General features: G+C 54.0%; 1 pseudogene. It reads left to right on the top strand.

The features are described 5' to 3' along the window. A pseudogene (locus FDX22_RS21960) lies at window positions 1-213 on the top strand (threonine synthase); the annotation flags it as partial. Between the last annotated feature and the right edge of the window lie 2 nt (window positions 214-215).

Here is a 215-nt window from a genome sequence, read left to right as displayed (position 1 = left end):
CGTGCACTGCGTGATCAGTTGAATCCGGGCGAATATGGCCTGTTCCTTGGCACCGCACATCCGGCGAAATTTAAAGAAAGCGTTGAACAGATTCTGAATGTCACGCTGGATCTACCAAAAGAGCTGGCGGAACGCGCGGACTTGCCGCTGCTTTCGCATCATCTGCCCGCTGATTTTGCGCAACTGCGTAAGCTGATGATGACCCGCGGTTAACG

The sequence above is a fragment of the Citrobacter sp. TBCS-14 genome, assembly GCF_005280805.1.
GTDB classification, from domain to species: Bacteria; Pseudomonadota; Gammaproteobacteria; order Enterobacterales; family Enterobacteriaceae; genus Citrobacter; species Citrobacter gillenii.
The sequence above is the reverse complement of the archived record's forward strand: the minus strand, read 5'-3'. Positions and strand labels throughout refer to the sequence as shown.